This window comes from Lelliottia nimipressuralis, from assembly GCF_004115925.1.
Taxonomy (GTDB): domain Bacteria; phylum Pseudomonadota; class Gammaproteobacteria; order Enterobacterales; family Enterobacteriaceae; genus Enterobacter; species Enterobacter nimipressuralis.
On the sequence record NZ_SDDX01000005.1, the window covers coordinates 1 to 18,912 of the forward strand.

At 55.1% G+C, this 18,912-nt stretch carries 17 protein-coding genes; 7 read left to right on the forward strand and 10 right to left on the reverse strand.

What is annotated here, in order from left to right:
• The 3 genes from ETG88_RS04870 to ETG88_RS04880 form a co-directional block, all read left to right on the forward strand.
• A partial coding sequence (locus ETG88_RS04870; protein WP_252152556.1) for a fimbrial protein occupies positions 1-1,069 on the forward strand: 1,069 nt, incomplete at its 5' end.
• 224 nt (positions 1,070-1,293) lie between these two features.
• Entirely contained in the window at positions 1,294-1,467 is a 174-nt protein-coding gene (locus tag ETG88_RS04875) for a GnsA/GnsB family addiction module toxin (protein ID WP_129034817.1), read from the forward strand.
• 606 nt (positions 1,468-2,073) lie between these two features.
• Positions 2,074-2,727, forward strand: a complete 654-nt coding sequence (locus ETG88_RS04880; protein WP_102103590.1) for a CatB-related O-acetyltransferase — start codon at positions 2,074-2,076, stop codon at positions 2,725-2,727.
• Here the strand turns inward: ETG88_RS04880 and rstA are convergent.
• Positions 2,694-3,410: a two-component system response regulator RstA gene (rstA, locus tag ETG88_RS04885; RefSeq protein WP_100780354.1), complete on the reverse strand. Its 717-nt coding sequence runs from the start codon at positions 3,408-3,410 to the stop codon at positions 2,694-2,696. The genes ETG88_RS04880 and rstA overlap by 34 nt on opposite strands.
• Positions 3,411-3,537: 127 nt before the next feature.
• On the opposite strand from rstA, the gene ETG88_RS04890 reads away from it, so the two are divergent.
• Positions 3,538-3,873 carry a GlpM family protein gene (locus ETG88_RS04890; protein WP_102103591.1) on the forward strand — a complete coding sequence of 112 codons (336 nt, stop codon included), beginning with the start codon at positions 3,538-3,540 and terminating at the stop codon, positions 3,871-3,873.
• Here ETG88_RS04890 and folM read toward each other — a convergent pair.
• The 3 genes from folM to ydgH form a co-directional block, all read right to left on the reverse strand.
• The gene (gene folM / locus ETG88_RS04895) at positions 3,870-4,592 is read right to left on the reverse strand and encodes a dihydromonapterin reductase (protein WP_129034818.1); all 723 of its coding nucleotides are present in this window, start codon (positions 4,590-4,592) and stop codon (positions 3,870-3,872) included. The two genes, ETG88_RS04890 and folM, sit on opposite strands and share 4 nt — an antisense overlap.
• A 40-nt stretch (positions 4,593-4,632) precedes the next feature.
• Positions 4,633-6,015, reverse strand: coding sequence for an amino acid permease (locus ETG88_RS04900; RefSeq protein WP_100780351.1), 1,383 nt, complete (start codon positions 6,013-6,015; stop codon positions 4,633-4,635).
• A gap of 184 nt (positions 6,016-6,199) precedes the next feature.
• On the reverse strand, positions 6,200-7,144 hold the full coding sequence (gene ydgH / locus ETG88_RS04905) for a DUF1471 family protein YdgH (protein WP_129034819.1): 945 nt from the start codon (positions 7,142-7,144) through the stop codon (positions 6,200-6,202).
• Between the two features lie 532 nt (positions 7,145-7,676).
• On the opposite strand from ydgH, the gene pntA reads away from it, so the two are divergent.
• Positions 7,677-9,206, forward strand: a complete 1,530-nt coding sequence (gene pntA / locus ETG88_RS04910; protein WP_107703673.1) for a Re/Si-specific NAD(P)(+) transhydrogenase subunit alpha — start codon at positions 7,677-7,679, stop codon at positions 9,204-9,206.
• Positions 9,207-9,216: 10 nt separating this feature from the next.
• Positions 9,217-10,605 (forward strand): Re/Si-specific NAD(P)(+) transhydrogenase subunit beta, encoded by a 1,389-nt coding sequence (gene pntB, locus ETG88_RS04915; protein WP_100780347.1) that lies wholly within the window; start codon positions 9,217-9,219, stop codon positions 10,603-10,605.
• Between the two features lie 111 nt (positions 10,606-10,716).
• Here the strand turns inward: pntB and uspE are convergent, their stop codons facing one another.
• The 6 genes from uspE to ETG88_RS04945 all read right to left on the reverse strand — a co-directional run bounded on the left by uspE (position 10,717) and on the right by ETG88_RS04945 (position 17,588).
• Positions 10,717-11,667 (reverse strand): universal stress protein UspE, encoded by a 951-nt coding sequence (gene uspE, locus ETG88_RS04920; protein WP_100780346.1) that lies wholly within the window; start codon positions 11,665-11,667, stop codon positions 10,717-10,719.
• A gap of 136 nt (positions 11,668-11,803) precedes the next feature.
• Complete coding sequence (gene fnr / locus ETG88_RS04925) at positions 11,804-12,556, reverse strand: fumarate/nitrate reduction transcriptional regulator Fnr (protein ID WP_014070017.1); 753 nt, start codon at positions 12,554-12,556, stop codon at positions 11,804-11,806.
• A gap of 184 nt (positions 12,557-12,740) precedes the next feature.
• Entirely contained in the window at positions 12,741-13,253 is a 513-nt protein-coding gene (gene ogt / locus ETG88_RS04930) for a methylated-DNA--[protein]-cysteine S-methyltransferase (RefSeq protein WP_129034820.1), read from the reverse strand.
• A gap of 10 nt (positions 13,254-13,263) precedes the next feature.
• Entirely contained in the window at positions 13,264-14,790 is a 1,527-nt protein-coding gene (gene abgT, locus ETG88_RS04935; RefSeq protein WP_129034821.1) for a p-aminobenzoyl-glutamate transporter, read from the reverse strand.
• A 42-nt stretch (positions 14,791-14,832) separates the two neighbouring features.
• On the reverse strand, positions 14,833-16,278 hold the full coding sequence (locus ETG88_RS04940; RefSeq protein WP_129034822.1) for a M20 family metallopeptidase: 1,446 nt from the start codon (positions 16,276-16,278) through the stop codon (positions 14,833-14,835).
• On the reverse strand, positions 16,278-17,588 hold the full coding sequence (locus ETG88_RS04945; protein ID WP_129034823.1) for a M20 family metallo-hydrolase: 1,311 nt from the start codon (positions 17,586-17,588) through the stop codon (positions 16,278-16,280). Before ETG88_RS04945 ends, ETG88_RS04940 begins: the two co-directional genes overlap by 1 nt.
• 175 nt (positions 17,589-17,763) lie before the next feature.
• On the opposite strand from ETG88_RS04945, the gene ETG88_RS04950 reads away from it, so the two are divergent.
• Complete coding sequence (locus tag ETG88_RS04950; RefSeq protein ID WP_100780341.1) at positions 17,764-18,684, forward strand: LysR family transcriptional regulator; 921 nt, start codon at positions 17,764-17,766, stop codon at positions 18,682-18,684.
• The last annotated feature ends 228 nt before the right edge of the window (positions 18,685-18,912 follow it).

Consider the following 18,912-nt stretch of genomic DNA (forward strand, 5'->3'; position numbering starts at 1 on the left):
GATATTGACACCGGGGGGGGCGCTGCCGTTTGCCCCCTTTACCCGGGAAAACCCGATTGCGGTGGATGAAAACACCCCCGACTACACCGTCGTGCTGTCGCTGGACTACGCGCAGTTTCTGCCCAACATGCGCCTGTCCTGTACCTCGGACGGCCAGGACCTGGACGCTCCGGCGAATTTCGACGGCAACATCACCCTCAGCCTCAGCACGGTGAATGATAAGGCGCTCGACTGGACGGGGGAGGCGCAGACCACCAACAACGGCATCAAAATGAAGATGTACATCAAGGCGGTGTCACTGAGCGAAGAGACCCCGCCGGACAGCTATCCGTCTGCCCGTATGGTGCTGGGGAAACGCCTCGGGGTGGAATACCCGATTATTAACGGGAAAGAGGACTCGACGCTGGTGCAGTTTGGTGCCCAGTACAACGCCGGAAAAACCCTGTACCGGTTTGATAACAAATACAATTTCGCCATCGAATCGATGCGCGTGGAGCTGATTAAACTGGGCTGGGTGGATTACCGCTCAGAAGCGGTGATCCCGCCGGGGGCGCACCTCACGTTCTCCATTGACGGCCTGGGCGGCGCCTCAAGCGTCGACGTACCGCTCGGATCGGGCGTCTATATGGCAGCGCCGTCGTGCTCGCTGGATAACAAACATCAGACCGTGGACCTGGGGGAATTTCGTAAAAGCAGCAGCGGTTCATTCCCGCGGGAAGGGAAGCTGACCCGTTTTGGTATGGATTTTACCTGCAGCAGCTACACCAACAATGTCGAGTTTACCTTTGATGAGCCCTACACCATTGTGCCCGGACGAGAGACCATTTCGGCAGTGAGCGATCAAAATGGCGAAAAGCTAAATGGGTTAGAAGTGGGTATGTTTAACAGCGAGGGTAGAGCGGTCAGGATGGGCGTGAAGCAAAGCGTTGGGATTGCCCAAAAAGGGAAAAATACGGCGTATTTTCAGGCGGCGGTCATACAAACTGCGCCACAGGTTACCGATGCGAGCGATCACGAGTTTACCGGTGCCTTCACCGCGAAGGTGAATGTGACGATCACCTATTACTAGGATTTCTCTCTTTCTCAATGCACAAAGGGCGTATCAACAGCCACAGCTATGTTAGTTTCTGAGGAAACCTATCGGCTCGCAGGCCGGAGTTCATCTTCTTTCCTGCGACGCCGTGCAAAATTCGAACAGAATAGTCTATGATTTTTAGAGGGTTACTTGAAACTGACAGAATTTGCCCACATATTTAGCGTATGACACGGTAGATGGACAGAAGAGGTGAAATTATGACTGCTGATGATCTTAAAAGAAAAGCCGAGGAAGAGATTTCTGCACTTATCTCAAAGAAAATCATAGAGCTTCGGAAAAAAACCGGGAAAGAGGTGTCTGGCATAGATTTTACTGAGCGTGAAACAATGATCGGTCTGGAAGGTTACGAGGTAAAGATCAATCTTCTCTGATGACCACGCGACATGACTTTGCTATTCCTCGCTTTTTAGCATCATCACATCACAGATAACAGTTAAGCTGCTTGCTTTCGGCGGGTGGCTTTTTTTTATCAACGCCCTCCGCGCGGGGGATTTTTGAAGGGGCCAGAACCCGCCTGAAGTGCCGCTTCGCATGGCTTATTGAGGTCACCGACCTATACTTAGTCTGCAGTGAATGGCTGCATACCCTACTGGAGTAAGCCGTGAAAAACTATTCTACGCAAGTCAACAAAGACACGCCGAAAAAACCGGATAATACGCCGAAAGACAACGATAAGAGCCCGCAGAAAAGCAAAAAGTAGTGACTCAGGCTGTGCCTGACACACCGTTCGTCGGAGGTTAATGTGACTGAACGTCGAGATTGGGTTGATCCTGTACCGGTAGATGACCCTCTGCCGGGTGATACTGACCCCGTTGACCCCATCATACCTGATGATGTTGATCCACCGCTCAGGTAGCTTGCTACTAACCGCCTACGGGCGGTTTTTTATTTCCGTTGTGTAGCGGGTGGTTGATAGTCGGTTACAGCGCCATCGCGCATAATCAGCCCATTCATATCATCAGAAAAGGATGTCAAACATGTCAGATAAACATTGGTCGAGGACGGAATATCTTCACCAGACGGTGACGAACCCCAATATTCACATCAAAGGCACGCACAGTTATTACAGCGACTGCTGGGACAAGGGTTTTGAGCGCTCGGTGGTGCGGTATCTGCTCGGCGATGAGGTAAGCAGAAACTGGGAACCGCTCGGCGAACTGGACCAGCTCTTCATCGGTAACTTTGTCTGTATCGGTGCGGAGTGTGTGATTCTGATGGGCGGGAACAGCACCCACCGTCTGGACTGGCTCAGCCTTTACCCGTTTATGGAATCCATCAAAGAGGCCTATCAGCCGCGTGGGGATACGGTGCTGCAGGATGGATGCTGGCTGGGAATGCGGGCCATGATCATGCCTGGCGTCACCATCGGCGAAGGGGCTGTGGTCGCGGCGGGAGCGGTTGTGACCAAGGACGTGCCGCCGTACGCCGTGGTCGGTGGCAATCCGGCAAAAATACTGAAATATCGACTGCCGGAAGAGGATATTGCACGGCTGCTGGCGCTGAATCTGTATCAGCTGCCGGAAGAGACGCTGATGGAACTGCAGCCGCTGTTGTCGTCCGGGGATATTTCAGCGCTCGAACGGGGCGTGTCGGGTTATCAGGTTTCCCAGGCATGTGGCGCAAACAAATAGCCTTTGTTACGCACGGTTTTGATGCGGTACGGCTCGGTGGCGTTATCCAGCAGCTTTTTACGCAGCCGCGAGATGGCGACGTCGACGCTGCGGTCCATACCGTCGTAACTGACGCCGCGCAGGTTTTTCAGCAGCGCATCGCGATCCATAATTTGCCCGGCATGGGTGGCCAGTTCCCATAGCAGGTCAAAATCGGCGGTCGACAGCGCGATATCTACCCCGGAAAGCAGTACCTGGCGGTTAACGGGATCGATCGACAGGGTGCCAAAGCGCATGGCTTTGTGGGGCGTGAGTGCGGCAGAGGCTGTCTGGTTTTCCGTCGCAACGCGCTGGCGCAGATGCAGGCGCAGACGGGCCAGCAGCACCGCTGGCGGCGTGGTTTTGAGAATATAATCGTTCGCGCCCATCTCAAGCGACAGAATATGGTTCATGTCGCTGTCGAGTGAGGTGAGCAGCACGATCGGGCCGTCCCATTGCGCGCGCAAGTCGCGGCACACGGTCATCCCGTCTTTGCCGGGCAGCATGATGTCGAGCAGGACCAGGTCCGGTTTCTCGCGCAGCACCACCTCTTCAGCGCGGTCGCCACGCGGCTCAACGATTACGTCCATATCGTGTTTTCCCAGATAGGCGGCAATCAGTTGGCCGACTTCGGGTTCGTCCTCAACAAAAACGATCTTATTCATACAACGTCTGTTTTCGTGAAAAAAGCCAACATACACCGCGTAACCTTAACCTTCCATTAATCTTTCTAAATTAACCTGAGTTCCGTTATTCTGACCGGTATTATTAGTTGATTGTTAAGGGAAAAGAATGGCGCTCTTAATCAAAGCCGCGCTGGGTGCGCTGGTCGTGGTGCTGATTGGCATTTTAGCGAAGACGAAAAATTACTATATCGCCGGGCTGATTCCGTTATTCCCGACCTTTGCGCTCATTGCCCACTATATCGTGGCGTCAGAGCGTGGCATTGACGCGCTGCGCACCACCATCGTGTTTGGCATGTGGTCCATCATTCCCTATTTTATCTATCTTCTGTCGCTGTGGTATTTCACGGCCATGATGCGCTTACCCCTGGCGCTGGGCGGGGCGGTAGTATGCTGGAGCCTCAGCGCCTGGGTGTTGATCTTCTTCTGGAGCCGCTTTCACTAATTCAGCGGGCGGCCGCCATCTACGCCAAAAGAGCGCCCTGTGACGTAGCGGCTGGTCAGCAGGTAGTCGATAAGATCGATCACCTCTTTCTCGCCCGGCGCGATTTTCATCAGTGATTTATTGAGCGCTTTTTGGCGGTATTCCGCGTCATCATGATCGTTAAACATAATCAGCGACGGGGCGATAGCATTCACCTTGACCTCTGGCGCGAGCTTGCGGGCGAACGAGCGCGTCATGTTGTCCAGCGCCGCTTTACTCGCCGCATAGGCGATATGTTTGTCGCTTCCGCGTTCCACCACATAGTCGGTGAAATGAATAATATCGCTCGCGGCGTGACCGTGCCCGCACAGCAAATCCTGCAGGGCGTGGTTGAGCAAATAGGGGGCGTGGACGTGGATCTGCATCATCGCCGCGAGGGTTTCGCTGAGCGAGGTTTCCGGGGTTTCCGCCAGCCAGGCGCTGGCGTTATGCACGATGGCGCGCAGACCGTCGGTGGTTGATTTTACCTTGTCGGCAAACGCCAGAATCCCGTCGTCGGTGGCAAAATCTGCCTGGATGCAGACGGCACCGGCTTTTCTCAATCCTTCTATAGCGTTGTATTCTGTTCGGTAACTGACGATCACCGGCTGATGCTGGCTAAGAAAATGGTGAGCAAGGGCGAGGCCGATGCGTCGGCCAGCGCCAGTAATCAGAATCGGGCGTTGCGGTGCATTTCCCATCGTATTTTCCTTGAGAGTTCAACGATGGGAAAAATCGCGCTTATCCCATCAACATCCACGTTGCCGGTACGGCAGCAACCAGTAACATGCCAATCAACGCCATTTCACGACGCTTGAGCGCGTGACCCAGCTGATGCGTGCGGCGAGCGTAGATAAACACCAGCAGGCCCGGCGCATACAGCACCACAGAGAGCAGCAGATGCATAGGGCCCGAGGCATAGAGTAACCATAATCCGTAGAGACAAGCGCCAACACCGACCATGTAATGTGCCGGGCGGCTGGCTATTTTTAACAGATAAGCCCCGACTAAGAAATAGGGTACCAGAATCATCTCGGAGGCAATGGTCAGCAGGGTGTTATAGTCAGAACCTGTGAGCCAGATCAGCACCAGACAGACCTGCACGCTGATGTTGGTCAGCCACAGGGACGCCGAGGGTGCGCTGTTTTTGTTCTGACGCGCAAACAGGCGCGGGAAAGCCTTATGCGTCGCGGCCAGGAAGGGCACTTCTGCCGCCATAATGGTCCAGCTCAGGTAAGCGCCGCAGACCGAAACAATCAGCCCAGCCGCAATCACAACGTCGCCCCAGGACCCCATCATTCTGACCATCAGGCCCGCCATCGACGGGTTACGCATCTCAGCCAGCTCAGGACGCGCCACCACGCCGATAGAGAGCAGCGTCACCAGCAGATAGACGCTCAGCGCAGCCAGTACCGCCAGCAGCGTGGCACGGCCTACGTCGCGCTTATTACGGGCGCGCGCTGAAACCACCACCGCGCCTTCGACGCCGATAAACACCCACAGGGTGATAAGCATGGTGTTTTTCACCTGCTCCCAGACCGGTACGCCAAGCGCGACACCGCTGAAATCGAGGCTGAAAACATCAAGACGAAACGCGATAAACGCCAGCACGATAAACAGGCCCAGCGGAACCAGCTTGGCCAGCGTCGCCACCAGGTTAATGCTCGCCGCCGTCTGCACGCCGCGCAGCACCAGCCAGTGAACTAACCACAGCAGCACCGACGCCCCGACGATCGATTGCCAGGTATTGCCATCGCCAAAGAAGCGCAGTTCAGGCGTATCGGTAAAGAAACTGAGCGCAGAGAAGACGATCACCAGATAGGAGACGTTGGCGATCACCGCGCAGAGCCAGTAGCCCCAGGCCGAGCAGAAGCCGATCAGCTCGCCGAACCCCTCGCGGGCGTAGGTGAATATTCCGCCGTCCAGATCCGGGCGGATGCGCGTGAGCAATAACATGGCAAAGGCCAGCAGCAGGATCCCGACGCCGGTGATCCCCCAGCCGATGAGCAACGCCGCGGGGCTGGCGACTTCCGCCATATTCTGCGGCAAACTGAATACGCCTGCACCCAGCATGGAGCTTAAAACGAGCGCAGTTAAAGCGCTCAGGCCAAGTTTCTTTTCCATTGGCTTCCTGTTATGAAAGGTCCAAATCCAGAATAATTATTTCGCACAAGCGCATAAAAATGGTGGATCACACTAAGGCGCGGGATTTTACGGAGTGTCTTGCAGGCATGCAATGATGTGAGGCAGAAATTAGAGAAAAGTTACAAAAAAGGCGGCATTGCGCCGCCTTTTCACACCTGATGATTTACTTGTACAGGTCTGCGCTGATGGTCACGTTGTTACCACGTTCCTGCCACTGGCGGGTGATGTGGTAATACTTCGCACCTTTCTTCGCTGCACGCTTCGCCACCTGGTAGGAGACTTCGGTCATGTTGCCGTAGTTACCGGTGAATTTGACGCTATCGAAAGGCACCATCTGCGCGGCAGTGGCTTTGTTCAGCTCTTCAATTTTTGTGCCGTCCGGCAGGGTGACAGTGTAACGGCCGCCCTTGGTGGTCTGAGTTTCAAAGAAACGACCGACGTCAGCACTTGGGGTCGCGGTGGTTGCCACGCCCGGGATTTCCACTTTCTTCGCTTCTTCGCCGCCTTTCGCCAGCGCTGCGCGACCGGCTTCAGAATCCGCAGGGATCACATCCGGGCTTTGCAGAACGCGTTTTTTGGCATCGGCTTTGTACAGGAAAGCGGTAATACGCTGGTTGCCGCCCTGGTTAGCGTCAATCTGGCGCACGATATAGAAAGAGGCAGCCCCTTTCGCCTTCGCGGCTTTGGTGATGGCATCGTTCACTTCAGGCTGGCTGCGGTAGAAGCCCTGGACGGTCACGGTGTCATACGGCTCAAGCGCAATCGCCTGCTCCTTTGGCAACTCCATCACGCCATTAATGACGCGGTTTTTCGGCGCATCCGCTTTTTTCGCATCTTGCTTGTAGAGATCGACCACGACGCGCAGGTTGCCGCCGCTACCGTAATCAGATGTATCAACGACATAAAAAGAGGCGGCACCCTCTTTATCAGCGCGAAGTGACGCTGCTCGCACTGCATCGCTAATGGCGTTAAAACGACCGGTAACCGTCACACGATCGTAAGGTTTCAACGCTGCCGCTTGCTCCGGCGTTAACTCTGTCGCGGCGTTAGCGGACAGGGCGATCGCAGAAAGGAGTGCGGACGCCAGGAGAGTGTTCTTAAGCTTCATAAAAATAATCCTTCGCCTTGCGCAAACCAGGTACTGGTGTTGTTGTTAATTTGAATTCGTCGCCGATTATGGCATTTAAAACCCGTCGCTGTCTGCGCGATTTTTCACTCCCTGTGCTCACGACAGGATCAAATTCGATAACATTTACTGATATGTCGAGTAAACAAGCGTTTTAGCAGTAAAACTGATTAAGCATATGACTTTTACAAGTTAATTTAATGTTAATGGGTTGTTCTAATGCGGCGCTATATCATGTTTTACCGCTTCGCTTGAGCTATTTATCGGCCCTGGCGATGAAAATAAGGTAAATATCGCTGTCAGAGACCGCGATCACTTATTTTTCACAGATAAAGTCAGAAATAGTGTTTTCTTGCTGTAGATCACAAGCGGTATTTTCAGTAGGTTATAGAAAGTTTGTTACTGTTTTATTTTCCGTGGTTATTTACCCGTCAGGGCTCTCCCTGGCGACGCTTATGTAAATCGCGGTCATTTATCGACAAACCATCATCAAGAACCGATGGAAGGGAAAACTATGCGTATTGGGGTACCAAAAGAACGGTTAGCCAATGAAACCCGCGTTGCTGCTACGCCGAAAACGGTCGAGCAGCTGCTTAAACTGGGTTTTACCGTCGCGGTTGAAAGCGGCGCGGGCAAACTGGCGAGCTTCGATGACGAGGCATTTATTCAGGCGGGCGCTGAGGTGGTGAGCGGGTCTGAGATCTGGCAGGCACCGGTAATTCTGAAGGTGAATGCGCCAACCGAGAGCGAAATCGCCCTATTAAATCCGGGCACCACGCTTGTGAGCTTCGTCTGGCCTGCGCAAAATCCGGAGCTGATGGAGAAACTGGCCGCGCGTGGCGTCACCGTCATGGCGATGGATTCCGTGCCGCGTATCTCCCGCGCACAGTCGCTGGATGCGTTGAGTTCCATGGCGAACATCGCCGGCTACCGTGCCATCGTTGAGGCTGCCCATGAATTTGGTCGCTTCTTTACTGGTCAAATCACGGCGGCAGGGAAAGTCCCACCGGCAAAAGTGATGGTGATTGGTGCGGGTGTCGCGGGTCTTGCGGCGATCGGTGCGGCGAACAGCCTCGGTGCGATCGTACGTGCGTTTGATACGCGCCCTGAAGTGAAAGAGCAGGTGCAGAGTATGGGCGCCGAGTTCCTTGAACTGGACTTCAAGGAAGAGGCGGGCAGCGGAGATGGCTACGCTAAGGTGATGTCCGAAGCGTTCATCAAAGCGGAAATGGAACTCTTCGCGGCGCAGGCGAAAGAGGTCGATATTATCGTCACCACGGCGCTGATCCCTGGCAAACCCGCGCCGAAGCTGATCACTCGTGAAATGGTCGATTCCATGAAAGCCGGGAGCGTGATTGTCGATCTGGCCTCGCAGAACGGCGGTAACTGTGAATACACCGTACCGAACGAAGTGATGACCACTGCCAACGGCGTGAAAATTATCGGTTACACCGATCTGCCAGGCCGCCTGCCAACGCAGTCTTCCCAGCTGTACGGCACGAACCTTGTGAACCTGCTAAAGCTGCTGTGTAAAGAGAAAGATGGCAACGTGGTCGTTGATTTTGACGATGTGGTAGTGCGCGGCGTGACGGTGATTCGTGACGGCGAAATCACCTGGCCGGCTCCGCCAATTCAGGTTTCCGCGCAGCCTCAGGCGGCGCAGAAAGCCGCACCGGCACCCAAAGAGCCGCCGAAACCGGTCTCTCCATGGCGTAAATACGCGCTGATGGCGCTGGTGATTATTCTGTTCGGCTGGCTTGCTGACGTGGCACCGAAAGAGTTCCTCGGCCACTTCACCGTGTTCGCGCTCTCCTGCGTTGTCGGTTACTACGTGGTGTGGAACGTCTCTCACGCACTGCACACGCCTTTAATGTCGGTAACGAACGCCATTTCAGGGATCATCGTGGTGGGGGCGTTACTGCAGATTGGTCACGGCGGCTGGATCAGCTTCCTGAGCTTCATCGCGGTGCTTATCGCCAGTATCAATATTTTCGGTGGTTTCACCGTGACTCAGCGCATGCTGAAAATGTTTCGTAAAGGCTAAGGGGTAGCATATGTCTGGAGGATTAGTAACAGCTGCATACATTGTTGCCGCAATCCTGTTTATTTGCAGTCTGGCGGGGCTTTCCAAGCACGAAACGTCGCAGCGCGGGAACCACTTCGGTATCGCGGGGATGGCGATTGCGCTGATTGCCACCATTTTCGGGCCGGATACCGGCAATGTCGCGTGGATCCTGGTGGCGATGATTATCGGTGGGGCGATTGGTATTCGCCTGGCAAAACGCGTCGAAATGACCGAAATGCCAGAGCTGGTGGCGATTCTGCACAGCTTCGTCGGTCTGGCGGCGGTGCTGGTCGGCTTTAACAGCTATCTGTACCACGAACCGGGCATGGAACCGATTCTGGTCAATATCCATCTGACCGAAGTATTCCTCGGGATCTTCATCGGTGCGGTGACCTTTACTGGTTCAATCGTGGCCTTTGGCAAACTGCGCGGCAAAATCTCGTCTAAGCCGCTGATGCTGCCAAACCGTCACAAAATGAACCTCGCGGCGCTGGTGGTCTCTTTCCTGCTGCTGGTGGTGTTCGTGCGTACCGAAAGCACCGGCATGCAGGTGCTGGCGCTGCTGGTGATGACCGTCATCGCGCTTGCGTTTGGCTGGCATCTGGTGGCCTCTATCGGCGGGGCGGATATGCCTGTCGTGGTATCGATGCTGAACTCCTACTCCGGTTGGGCAGCGGCGGCAGCGGGCTTTATGCTCAGCAACGACCTGCTGATCGTTACCGGCGCACTGGTGGGCTCGTCGGGTGCGATTCTGTCTTACATTATGTGTAAGGCGATGAACCGTTCATTCTTCAGCGTCATTGCCGGTGGTTTTGGTACGGACGGCGCGTCATCCAGCGGTGACGAAGAAGTGGGTGAGCACCGTGAAATCACGGCGGAAGACACCGCGGATATGCTGAAAAACTCCCATTCAGTGATCATCACCCCAGGCTACGGCATGGCGGTGGCGCAGGCGCAGTATCCGGTGGCAGAAATCACCGAGAAGCTGCGTGCGCGTGGGATCAAAGTGCGTTTCGGTATTCACCCGGTGGCAGGGCGCTTGCCTGGTCACATGAACGTGCTATTGGCGGAAGCCAAGGTGCCTTATGACGTGGTGCTGGAAATGGACGAGATCAACGATGATTTCGCCGACACCGATACGGTACTGGTGATTGGCGCCAACGACACGGTGAACCCGGCGGCGCAGGATGATCCAGGTAGCCCGATTGCCGGGATGCCGGTTCTGGAAGTGTGGAAGGCGCAGAACGTTATCGTCTTCAAACGCTCGATGAACACTGGTTACGCTGGCGTACAAAACCCGCTGTTCTTCAAAGAGAACACCCACATGCTGTTTGGCGATGCGAAAGCCAGCGTGGATGCGATTCTGAAAGCGCTGTAGTCGCGCTATTGCCCGGCGGCGCTAGCTGCCGGGCCTTTGACGAACCTCAGTGCCGGGCAAACCGGCATAAAAAAGCCGCCATCGTTGGCGGCTTTTTCTGTCTAACACTACTCAATCGTCTTCTTCGTCATCCAGCTCCACCGGGGTTTGATACTGATCCGGTTTGATGACCAACAGATCGCAGCGCAGATGGTCGATCACCTGTTCCGCCGTATTACCGAGGAACGCTGCGGAAATACCGGTGCGCCCAACCGTGCCGAGCACCACAATCCCCGCCTGCAAATGCTCCGACAGATCCGGGATCACCTCTTCAGGCAGCCCTTTTTCTACGTGCGTCATTTTCTCGTCGATACTGAATTTCTGGCGCAGGGATTTCATGGCCAGCAGGTGCTGACCGCGAATAGCGTCGTTATAGACGCTCGGGTCAAATTCAGGCAGTTCGATGGCGATATTGATAGGGGTAACCGGATACGCACCGACCAGATGGACTTCCGTATGGTTAACCTGTTCGGCAAGCTGGATTGTCTCTTTAACCAGTTTTTCGTTCAGCGCGTTGTGATAATTCTCTTCGCTGGCGAGGTTTACGGCCACCAGCGCTTTACCGCCTTCTGGCCACGGCTGGTCTTTCACCATCCACACCGGGCAAGGGCATTTACGCAGCAAGTGCCAGTCGGTTGGGGTAAAAATCACCGCTTCCAGCTTGTCGTGCTGGTGCGCCATCTTCAGCAGCAGGTCGTGTTTTTCGCTGATCACTTCCTGGATAATGGCTTCGAAAGGACGGTTATGCCACACGACTTTGATGTCGATGGGGATCCCCGCATCAATGTAATATTTAGCTTGCTCGCGGATCCACGCGGTCCGCTGGCTGATCACTCCCTGACGCATAGCAGTGCGCTCGTCAGGCGACAGAAGGGTGGTCATCTCATATGAGAAGTCATAGATCGGCAAAAACGCTTTGATTTTGCCGCCAATCCGTTGATGTAAATAGACAGCTCGCCGTAACGCCGGTTGATCGTCCTGATTAGGATCGATGGCCACCAGCATGTTTTGATACTTTGCCATACAGGTCTCCTTACTACTGTCACCACAGTCTGTAATTAAAAGAGTAACCTATATATGTTGAATGAAACAGGGGATAAGGTTTTGCCAGATCAATAAATCACGAAAATTTATCGATCCGGCTGAAGAGAAGCGAGGCTTAGGCGACGTTGCGGGAGTGACCGGCGAGAACCGCCAGTGCTTCACCGTTTTCGATGGTGATATATTTGCCTTTCACCGCCAGCATGCCACTTTTCTGGAAACGACCCAGCAGGCGGCTGATGGTCTCAACGGTCAGGCCCAGATAGTTACCGATGTCGCCACGGGTCATGGTGAGACGGAATTCACGCGGGGAGAAACCACGCTCAGCAAAGCGACGCGACAGGTTATAGATAAAAGCTGCCAGACGCTCTTCCGCATTCTTTTTGGAAAGCAGCAGGATCATGTCCTGATCGCCTTTGATCTCACCGCTCATCAGACGCATCATCTGCTGACGCAGATTAGGCATTTTGCCTGACAGATCGTCCAGCGTTTCAAACGGGATTTCACAAACCATGGAGGTTTCCAGCGCCTGAGCGAAGCTCGGGTGATGGCCGGTGCCGATAGCGTCAAAGCCCACTAAATCGCCCGCCAGATGGAAGCCTGTGATCTGCTCATCACCTTGCTCGGTGATGGTGTAGCTCTTAATGGTGCCAGAGCGGATCGCATAGAGCGATTTCAGTTCGTCTCCCGCTTTAAACAGCGTTTGCCCTTTCTGAATAGGCTTTTTGCGCTCGATGATATTATCAAGCTGATCGAGTTCATGCTCATTCAGGGTAAACGGGATACAGAGCTGGCTAATGCTGCAATCCTGGCAATGGATAGCACAACCGCCAGACTGAATGCGTCGTATAATTCGCTTTTCCGGGATCATAGGTCTGCTCAAGCCTTAATTGATATTGGTCAATTTTAACATCTTTTTGGAGTGTGCGTAAGCCTGGGAAACCATCAATAGCGGCAAGTGGCGACATTGTGTCGCCATCTTCTTGAAATTCCACAGCTTGATTGTGGAATAATGACCTAAATCATAGAAAATTAAGCACTAAAAGCCTGGATTTCTACAACAGCAAATAGCCTTCGTGGCGCAATAACCACTCTTTACGCTGCACACCACCGGCATAGCCGGTCATGGTGCCGTTACGGCCAATCACGCGATGGCAGGGCACCACAATGCTGACCGGGTTTGAGCCGTTGGCGGCACCGACGGCACGCGCGGCACCCGCGCGGCCTAACTGTTCGGCAAGCTGACCGTAATGCATAATTTGCCCGCAGGGAATGGTGCGCAACACCTGCCACACTTCGCGCTGGAAAGGCGTGCCTGCCGTGGCGGTCGGTAAGGTATCAATGATGCCGAGATCGCCCTCGAAGTAGTCCGCCATTTTCGCGCTCAACCCGCCGGGGTTCGTTGCGCTGACGCGCTCATAGCCGCCACGATAGTGGATATTCAGCAGTTCCACCATCCGGTCGCTGTGCTCTTCCCACTCCACCGCGCGCAGGTTGAACTGCTCATCGGCAATGATCCACAGCGGGCCAAGCGGCGTGGCAATCTTATCTTCGAGTAATCTCAGCATCCTTTGTCCCTTAATTAAGCCGTGGGTAAATCCCCGGTCCAATTGGCAGCCCCACAAGATACCATGCGATTAACATCACCAGCCATACCCCTAAAAAGATAAGCGGATACGGCAACACCAGCGAATAGTAGGTACCCAGTTTCGCCTCGGGCTTATAGCGTTGCAGGAAGCCTAAAAACAGTGGCACAAACGGCGACACCGGTGCGAGAGGGATCACCGACGAATCGGCCACGCGGAACAGGATCTGGGCGAACGCCGGGTGAAAGCCGAGCAGCATAAACATCGGCACAAAGATTGGCGCCAGAATCGACCAGATGGCGGACCCGCTGGCGATAAACATACACAGCAGGGATGACAGCAGCGCCAGCCCGACAAACGCCGGTACGCCGCTCAGTCCGGCGGACTCCAGGGCATCGGTCAGGCCAACGGCCATAAACTTGCCCATGTTGCTCCAGTTAAACATCGCCACAAACTGCGCCAGCGGGAACACCATCACGATAAAACCCGCCATCTCTTTCATCGGCTCGATCATCAGATGGGGCAGATCGCCCTGGCGGCGAATTTTGCCGGTGGCAATGCCGTAAGCGAGAGAAACGATAAAGAAGAACAGAATAATCAGCGGCACAATGCCCTGAATAAACGGCGACGGCAGGACCGTGTGTTTGACCGGATCGCGCAGGACACCGTTTTCAGGCACCACCATCAGCGCTATTGCCGCGATAAACAGCAGCGAGACGACGCCGGCGACGCGCAGGCCGTGGCGCTGTTCCTTGCTCAGTGTCTCCAGCTTTTCATCACGGCTGCCTTCCCATTGACCAAGACGCGGTTCGACGATCTTATCGGTGATCAGGCCGCCCACAATCGTCAGCACAATCACCGAGCTTGCCATAAAGTACCAGTTGTCGATCACGCTGACGTGCATAGCGGTATCAATGGTTTTCGCCGCTTCGGTGCTGATCCCCGAGAGCAGCACATCGGTGGTGACGATCAGCAGATTGGCGGTAAAGCCGCACCCGACGCCCGCGATGGCCGCGAGCAAACCCGCCACCGGATGACGGCCCACGGCGAGGAAAATCAGTGCACCCATCGGCGGCATAATCACCAGCGCCGCGTCAGAGGAGATGTGGCTGAAAAAGGCGATAAACAGCACCATATAGCTGGCGTAACGTGCGTTAACCACCGACGCCATTTTGACCATCAGCGCCGGTAACAGCCCCACGCGTTCGGCCAGACCCGCGCCCAGCACCAGCGCCAGAATCGCCCCCAGCGGCGCAAAACCGCTGAAGTTTTTAATCACATTCGGCAAAAACCAGTGCAGCCCTTCGACGCTGAGCAGGTTTTTCACCGCCACCATGCTGCCATCCGCCGGGCTGCGCACGCTAACGTCAAAAGCCGACAGCACGGCGGTGGCGATCATCAGAATCACAATCAAATAGATAAAAAGCAGGAAAGGGTGCGGCACTTTATTGCCGATCCTTTCAACCCAGCCATAGACCTTACCGGATGGGGAATGCGAAGGTATGGAAGACATACTCATGGGCGTTCCTCGGGACTGTTGTGTTGTTGTTTGCGTGTTTTATTATTTTAAAGGTGACGGTGTCACGTTATGTGGGATCGGACACTCGTACGGTCGTTCTTTTATCTGTTGTTCAAACTCATTCCGGCAGGATTGCAGAAGCGACGCGTCCTGCAGCAGATTCAGCGCCGTAGCGCCCATCACTTTTCCCGCCAGCAGCATACCTTTGTGGGCAATAGAGGTGCGACCCTGCGCCACCAGCTGCCAGGTGTGCAGCGGCGTGCCGACGGTAAAGCAGGGGCTGAAGCACTGTGCCACCGGCATTTTCCAGCTCACGTCGCCCACGTCAGTGGAACCCGCCAGCACATTATCGGTGATGGCGTAGGGCGCGACCTCATCCACCAGCAGCGTCTCATGATGTCGACGGGCAAAGGCTTTACCCTCGTCTGCGCCCGTAGCGGCGATATTTTTCAGGCTGTTTTGCAGATCGTTTGGCGTGAGGGTTTTACGAATTTCAGCGGCAAATTCGCGCTCTTCTTCCGTCCACGCAGGCGTGCCGTAATGCTGTAACGCGCTGTACATCGCGGCTTCAAGGGTGCGGTTCGGCAGATAACTGGAGCAGGCTTTATCAAAGCGGCGTTCGACGGTGGTTTCTGTCATCAGCGCAGCGCCCTGCGCGATCTTTTCAATACGCTCGTAGATCTGCTGGGCGTCAGCCATCTCCGGGGCGCGGATCAGATACAGCACCTCGGCCTGAGCCTGCACCACGTTCGGCGAAATCCCGCCGGTGTTGGTGATGGCGTAATGCACGCGGGCTTTTTCGATGATGTGCTCATTGAGGAAGTTTGTGCCGGTGGTCATCAGGGTAACGGCATCCAGCGCGCTGCGCCCGAGATGAGGCGAATTCGCGGCATGCGCGGCGATCCCCTGAAAGCGCCACGAGGCCTGGATATTCGCCAGCGTGCTGACGTTAAACATCCCGGCAAAGGCTTCCGGATGCCAGGTCACGGCGGCATCCACATCGTCAAACAGCCCCTCGCGCACCATAAAGGTTTTGCCGGAGCCGCCTTCCTCACCCGGGCAGCCATAAAAACGCACCGTGCCGCTGCCGCCGTGTTTTTCCAGCCAGCTTTTCACGGCTACCGCGCCTGCCAGCGCCGCCGTTCCCAGCAGATTATGACCACAGCCGTGGCCGTTCTCGCCGGGTGTGTCTGATTGCGGCTTGGCGCAGTGCGCGGTCTGGCTTAAACCCGCCAGCGCGTCAAATTCCCCTAACAGGGCCACCACAGGTTTGCCGCTGCCAAAGCTGGCGATAAAGGCATTCGGAATACCGCCTGCCTCGCGCGTCAGGGCAAAACCTTCGGCTTCCAGCGCGCTCGCCAGACGTTCGGCGGACCAGAACTCTTCAAAACGCGTTTCCGGGTGATCCCAGATTTCATCCGCGATATCGGTGAAGGTCTGACATCGGGTTTCAATCGCATCGTCAATAAAACGGTAGATCTCCTGCATCACACACCTCGCGTCCACGGAAAATTGAGCGCAGTTCGGGCCAGCGTTTCAATCGCCACCGCCATGACCTGCTCGTCAAAATCAAACTTTTCATTGTGATGACCGGCGCTCAGATCGGTGCCAAACACCATATAGGAGGCCATCCCGCCATTCTGCTGCACCCGCGCCATCATCAGCGTGGCATCCTCTGATCCCGCCGGGGCTTTTACTTTGTCGATGGCCTGGCGCACGCCCGGCACCTGGCTTGCCTGTTCACGCAGATAGTCAACCCACGCCGGTGACGGGGCGCTGGAGGTCGCGGCGCCCATCAGGCGCATTTCAGCCTTTACGCCGTAGAGCGCAGCGGCACCGTCGATCACCGCCTGAGCACGTTCAAACACGTACTGATTGATGGCCTCGCTTTCGCCGCGCGTTTCCACTTTTAACAGCGCGCTGGCGGGAACGACATTACGCCCGCTGCCCGCCTGCATGACGCCGACGTTAACGCGTGACGCGCCTTCGCTATGGGGCGCAATGCTGTGCAGGGCCAGAGCGGCCTGAGCGGCGGCGAGCAGGGCATTGCGGCCATCTTCCGGTTTCCCGCCCGCGTGGGCAGCAACGCCTGTGAAACGCACGTCAAATTTGGTGGTCGCCATAAAATTATCGCTCCCACAGATAACGGTTCCGGTCGGGACACCGGTGCCGATGTGGATCGCGGTAAAATAGTCGACGCCATCCAGCGCACCGGCGGCCACCATGGCGCGCGCGCCGCGTGTGCCTTCCTCAGCGGGCTGGAAGATAAGTTTAAGGGTGCCGTTCAGCCGGGATTCGTTCTGCTTCAGCAGATGCGCCAGCCCAAGGCCGATGGTGGTATGACCGTCGTGGCCGCAGGCGTGCATCATCCCTGGGTTGCAGGAGGCAAAACCGTCGCGGAACGGGCGATGGCTGTCGTCGAGGGCTTCGCTGAGATCCAGCGCGTCCATATCTACCCGAAACGCGAGAGTCGGCCCGGGACGACCGGTGTTGAGCGTGGCGACAAGGCCGGTAAAGCCGCCTTCAAAGGCGCTGAGCCATTTCTCTGGCGCGCCCTGCTGGCGGGCGCGGGCAAATTCCGCGGCCAGCGTGTCCGCGTCGGGCAGTCCCATTCGGCTGTCGGCATCGACCACATCACGGCCCATCGCCAGCGCATAGCCCAGGTTATCGAGGATCTCCGCGACTTTTGCGGCGGTGCGAAACTCCACCCAGCCGGATTCGGCATACTGGTGAAAATCACGACGCCATGTTGTCAGCTGAGGCATTAATTTTTGAAGGGATTGTGTCAATGAATCCATCTCTCTTCCTGTCATCATGAAAATATGTGAACTGCTTCACGCTGTGATAGTTTTTACTTATCACTAACCAATTTTTCACAGTTTTAACCGTTCAGGAATTACCCTCGCACATCCATTTCCATTAAAGTAGATGACAATTTCTTTACTCTGATAAACAACGGTTATCGGTCGGGCTATGTCATTTCAGGTCAAATTTCATCAGATCCGCGCGTTCGTCGAAGTGGCGCGTCAGGGCAGTATTCGTGGTGCCAGCCGGGCGATGAATCTGTCGCAACCGGCGTTAACCAAATCCATCAAAGAGCTGGAAGAGGGGATGGCTGCACAGCTGTTTGTGCGGCGCAGTAAAGGCGTGGCGCTGACGGAATGCGGCGAGAGTTTCTATCAGCACGCCAACCTGATCCTCGAAGAGCTGCGCGCCGCGCAGGATGATATTCGCCAGCGTCAGGGGTTGCAGGGCGGGCAGATCAATATCGGGATGGGAGCCAGCGTGGCCCGGACGTTAATGCCTGCGGTGATCACCCGTTTTCACGAGCAGCATCCGCAGGTGAAAGTGCGAATTATGGAAGGGCAGCTGGTGTCGATGATCAACGAATTACGCCAGGGAGAGCTGGATTTCACCATCAATACCTATTATCAGGGACCTTACGATCACGAATTTACCTTTGAAAAACTGTTCGAAAAACCCTTCGCCATATTTTGTCGGCAAGGTCATCCGGCGATTGGCGCAAAATCCATTAGTGAGCTTATGAATTATAACTGGACGATGCCCACACCGCGCGGAAGTTATTACAAACAACTTGAAGACATATTCCGCCATCGCTCACAAATACCGCAAATTGGCGTAGTGTGTGAAACATTCTCGTCCTGTATTAGCCTGGTGGCGCAAAGCGATTTTTTGAGCATTTTGCCGCAGGAGCTGGGCTGCGACCCTCTGCTGGCGCACCGTCTGGTGATGTTGCCGGTTGAAGAAATATTACCCAAAGCCGCTTATTATTTAATCCAAAGACGTGATTCCCGACAAACACCGTTGACGGCGTCATTAATAACGCAGTTCAGAAGACACGCCCGTGGAATAATGTTCAACGAAGGACAATAAAAAAATAGAGCCTGCCGACATCGGACAGACCCTACAGTACACACAGCAGTGCATCCTTGTGCAAGTCCCGCTTATTATCCGTGTTGCAGGTTTATTTAGTTATAACAGCTTTCCTCTAAAAATAAAGTGATCGGAGTGCATGATTTAACTTATTTTTAACTTAAACTGTACACTTAATCACCTGTTAAATTTATTTTAAGGCGGCTTCACGATTATCTATTAGCTTTT